This is a genomic window from Halanaerobium sp. (assembly GCF_003070835.1).
In genome coordinates this window covers 1-4257 of record NZ_QBLR01000288.1, presented here as the reverse complement: position 1 = coordinate 4257, position 4257 = coordinate 1, and the positions used below count along the sequence as shown (strand labels likewise).

At 28.4% G+C, this 4257-nt stretch carries 5 protein-coding genes and 1 pseudogene; all 6 read right to left on the bottom strand.

All coding sequences use genetic code 11. The features are described 5' to 3' along the window. Window positions 1–30: 30 nt before the first annotated feature. Window positions 31–513: a hypothetical protein gene (locus CI949_RS17530; protein ID WP_290768738.1), complete on the bottom strand. Its 483-nt coding sequence runs from the start codon at window positions 511–513 to the stop codon at window positions 31–33. After that, complete coding sequence (locus tag CI949_RS17525) at window positions 506–1057, bottom strand: type 4a pilus biogenesis protein PilO (protein WP_290768735.1); 552 nt, start codon at window positions 1055–1057, stop codon at window positions 506–508. The genes CI949_RS17530 and CI949_RS17525 overlap by 8 nt, the downstream gene beginning before the upstream one ends. A 1-nt stretch (window position 1058) precedes the next feature. Further along, a complete protein-coding gene (locus CI949_RS17520) occupies window positions 1059–1568 on the bottom strand; it encodes a PilN domain-containing protein (protein WP_290768733.1) in 510 nt (169 codons plus the stop codon). Then, on the bottom strand, window positions 1558–2634 hold the full coding sequence (gene pilM, locus CI949_RS17515; protein WP_290768730.1) for a type IV pilus assembly protein PilM: 1077 nt from the start codon (window positions 2632–2634) through the stop codon (window positions 1558–1560). The genes CI949_RS17520 and pilM overlap by 11 nt, the downstream gene beginning before the upstream one ends. A gap of 28 nt (window positions 2635–2662) precedes the next feature. Then, window positions 2663–3589 carry a CFI-box-CTERM domain-containing protein gene (locus tag CI949_RS17510; RefSeq protein ID WP_290768728.1) on the bottom strand — a complete coding sequence of 309 codons (927 nt, stop codon included), beginning with the start codon at window positions 3587–3589 and terminating at the stop codon, window positions 2663–2665. A 2-nt stretch (window positions 3590–3591) separates the two neighbouring features. Beyond that, a pseudogene (locus tag CI949_RS17505) lies at window positions 3592–4257 on the bottom strand (hypothetical protein); the annotation flags it as partial.

The window sequence follows — 4257 nt, the reverse complement described above, 5'->3', positions numbered from 1 at the left end:
AAAATTAAAGTTATAATAAAAATTTCTTTTTTATATCTCATCTATTTCCCCTCCAATCTTTAACCGAAGTTTAAATCCGCGATTTTCAACGATTACACTATCCTTTTTAATAGCTATGATTTTATAACCATCTTTTTGATAGTTTCCACGAATTAATTCTACATTAACCCCGGTGTTTAGCAGAGCTACTCTTTCTCTATTACTGCTTATAATTCCATTTAAAGAAAATGGAAGCCCATTTTTTACATCTTCCACTGTTATTTTAGGTGGTGCTGGTCTGGAATTTACTCTCTGCACATTATTTTGAGCCTGATTACCAGTCTGCTGCTCTGCTTGTTCATCATTGTCTTCTGCTGGTGGCTCAGGCACAGGTTCAACATATTCGACAAAAGGATTTCTAAACTCTTTTTCACTATAAAGTTTTTCATTTTTATCTTCAGCTGAGACAGTAAAGGATAATATTGTAATTGAAGAAATTAAAAGTACTAGCAAAAATATGAATTTCTTATTCATCTATCTCAGCTCCTTTCTTTAAAAGTTCCTGATCTACAAGGCGGTCATGATATAATACTGTCATCGATAGTAAAACACCCTCTTCATTTCGGCTGATGTTAACATCTCTAAACTCAAACCAGTAATTCCAGTCCTTAAAGTCTTCTAAAAGATTGCTTACTTCTTTAAATCCACCACTAATGTTAACTGCCATTGAAATATTATTTTCATTTTTTCTCGGTCTAAATAGTTTTAAATTTAAATTATTGGCTCTGGTAATTTCTCTAAAATCAATTAATAGGTCAATAACATCTTTATCAATATACTCACCTCTAGCTTCGAGCTCTGCTATAATATTGCTATACTCCTCTTTAATTTCCGGCAGCCTTCTGGAAAAAGACACTGCTATTTCTAATCGATTTTGCCTGTTATTCCTCTGATTTTCTAAAATACCAATTTCTGTTTTTAAAGGCTCATAAAAATAAAAGTAGTAAAGAGCTGAGAGGACAATTACAAATGCTAAAACTAGTAATATTTTTTCTCTTCTACTTAAATTTTTGAACATTTTATCTGTCCTCCTCTCCTGCTATATCAGCAGTAATAATAAAACTTACTACTTCCTGTTTTTCTAAAGTATCCAAACTTACATTTCTAAAATATGGTGAATCAATCAAAGCCTGCCTGAAATCCTGCAGCTCTTCCCCAATTCTGATTCTACCTCTGATATTTAAAGTCTTTTCTCTTAAAGAAAAATTATCAATAACTCCTCTTAAGGGTGTAATATAACCAAGAGCTTCAATTGGACCATCCCAGTTATAATCTGGTACAGTTGGTGTTTCCTTAAGAGTATTAACCAGCTCTTCGAATTCTTTAAATTCAGCTTCTTGCGGCAGATAGATTTCTAACTGATTTTCTATATTATCAATTTCTCCCTGTACATAATTTCGCTCAGAGATTAAAGAATAATGAGTAATTCCAATTATCATGATTGGAATTAAAATTACTAAAAGAATTCCCACTCCAAAGTAATCAAATGTTATCTGTTTTTTCTCTTCTTTAATCAGATTAATCCTCATCTGCCATCACCTCACTTAGTCCAAGTCCAACAGCTACTGCGAATTCTGGTTCATTCTTCCTAAATTGTTCTTCTATTTTAGAATTCATCTTAATCTTTTTATAGCTACTAAGAGTAATCAATTTTTGTGATAGTTTTTTTTCTAATGCGTCTTTTAAACCTGATAGTTTAGACCCACCACCAGTTATATAAATTTTATCAAATTCAAGTTTTTTATTCTTCATTTGAACAAATTCAATAGACCTATTTATTTCAGAAGCAAGATTATTAACTGAAGCTTCAAATTTGTAATTAAAATTAATTCCAGCATCTAAATTCAAATTATAATTATTACTTGCACTAAGTTCAGTATCTAACTTTAAATTATATTTTTCATTTTCTGCAGCCTTATATTCCAAATTATTATTATCCATTAAAATCTTTGTAAAATTTATTCCTCCAATGTCTACAGTTCGTGAAAGAACAATTTCATTTTTATTACCGATTGTAATCTGAGATGAAAAAGAACCTACATCTACAATTATCTCTGAATTGTTTAGTTTATTATTATATTCCAATATTGAAAGTAATGCCATTGGCTGAATGTTGACAACTTTAGCTTTCAAATTAGCTTTTTCTAATATTGAAAGATAATTTTTAAAAATATTTTTTTTAGCAACTATAACCATAAATCTAAATTTGTCTTTAGACTTGTTTACTAATACATAATCAAATACAGCATTCTCTACATCATAAGGTAGTTCATCATTTATTTCCCATTTTAAAGATTCCTTAACTTCATTATCTTTCATAATTGGGATTTCTATTTCTCTAATTAATAAATCTTTATTGGGTATTGTAGTTATTATATTTTTGGAGATGTTTTCCATTGAATTAATTAAATCTTTTAATTCAGCTCCAGCTATTGCATAATCATTTATAACACCATTTTTTACAATTCCATTTGGAATTTTTTTAATAGCTAAATCATTTAATCTTAATCCCGCTCCATCAACCTTTAAATTAACTACTTTTATACTATGATTTCCAATATCTATACAGGTAAACTTCTTTTTTTTGAAAAACATAATTCAAACACCTCGCTTTCCTGCTTTTTTATATTTTATTATTCAAAAGCTTAACAAAAGCTTTACTTTTTCTAACAAAAATAATTAATATAATAAGATAAAAAAGTACTATCAATGCCGTCTCTTTAATAATCAATAAAAATGACAAAAAAACAAATGGAAGTAATAAAATAAGAGTTGTAAATTTAAGGAAAATATTTGACGAAATTATTTCAGCATAGCCTGGTGAATATCTATAATAAAAAGAAATAAATTTTTTTCCTAACTCATATTTGGATAAATACAGGTCCCTGAACATCCTCAATGTTTTAACTGCTGGATTAAACGGAGATCCATAAGCAGCAGTAGCAATAAAACAAAATGTATTAACTTGAGTATTTGGCAGCGGAGTACTCTCAGCAGAACTTTTGAAATATATTCCATTAATACTACCATTAATTTTTGATATTTCATTATTTTTTGCCATATTTGACAAAAATATTTTAGAATCCACAGTATAATTTAACTCTTCATAATTATACATAGAGCGGATTTTATATGTTATAACTTTAGATTTATCATTTGATTCTTTCCCCCAATCAACTTTATAATCAAACTCATTTTGCCCAATAATTGCTTTTTCAATATTTTTATCTTTATAAATAACTTCTCCAAATTCATCATTATTATTATCATTTATATAAATATATCTATCATGATCAGTAAAATTATCTACAAAGCTATCAGGCAAAATAACTGCTTCATAAGCATTTCTTAAATTTGAATTTAAAAAATTTGCCAGTATTCTCATATCAGTTTGTACCTGCCATTTTTGTTCAGCTGAATCAAAAGCATTATTTGCTTGAATATAAACCATTGTCCCCAAGCCACCAACAATCCCAATAACTCCAAGTGTAACAATAAACTCTACCAAAGTAATTCCGCTTTCATTTTTAAAAAATTTATATAATTTCACAGTTATCGCCCTATTCCATTTAAACTGTTATCATAAATATTAGAACTATATTCTGTCCAGCTCTGGCCATCTGTAGAATATAATATAACTGCATCCTCATTATTTACAGCATCATTATCTCCTACTGCCACATAAACTATTTGTTCATTTATTTTTTTGAAAACAATATCATTTAAATTATTATCTGTATTAGAATTATATTCAGACCAGTTCTCCCCATCAGAAGAATATAAGATAATAGAATTATTATTAGGACTACTGTCTCCAACTGCAATTAATATTGTAGAGTCACTGCTATCATAACTTGTTATGGAATTTAAAATTCTATCATTATCTATTGATGAAAGTACTACATCATTCCAATTTTTACCATCATCATCAGAGATTTTGATTAAAGTATTGCCGTTACGTGAACCAACAATTATAAATTTGCCTAACTGAGAACTATAAACAACATCATTTAATCGTTCATTTTTAGATGCCTTAATAAAATTCCAATCACCATTATTTTTCTTTTTTAATATTAACCCCCCATCTCCGACTGCAAGCATTATCTGATCGTTTAAAACATTAGCTGAAGTAATTGAATTTAAAGCATTATTTTCAAAACTATATGTGTTACCTTTTCTCATATCTGAACTCTGTAATGAAAATATCTTATCATCATT

Bases quoted from the DNA above. Each gene is read 5' to 3' on its own strand.
- CI949_RS17530 (WP_290768738.1), bottom strand. From the start codon at position 513: ATGAATAAGAAATTCATATTTTTGCTAGTACTTTTAATTTCTTCAATT.
- CI949_RS17525 (WP_290768735.1), bottom strand. From the start codon at position 1,057: ATGTTCAAAAATTTAAGTAGAAGAGAAAAAATATTACTAGTTTTAGCA.
- CI949_RS17520 (WP_290768733.1), bottom strand. From the start codon at position 1,568: ATGAGGATTAATCTGATTAAAGAAGAGAAAAAACAGATAACATTTGAT.
- pilM (WP_290768730.1), bottom strand. From the start codon at position 2,634: ATGTTTTTCAAAAAAAAGAAGTTTACCTGTATAGATATTGGAAATCAT.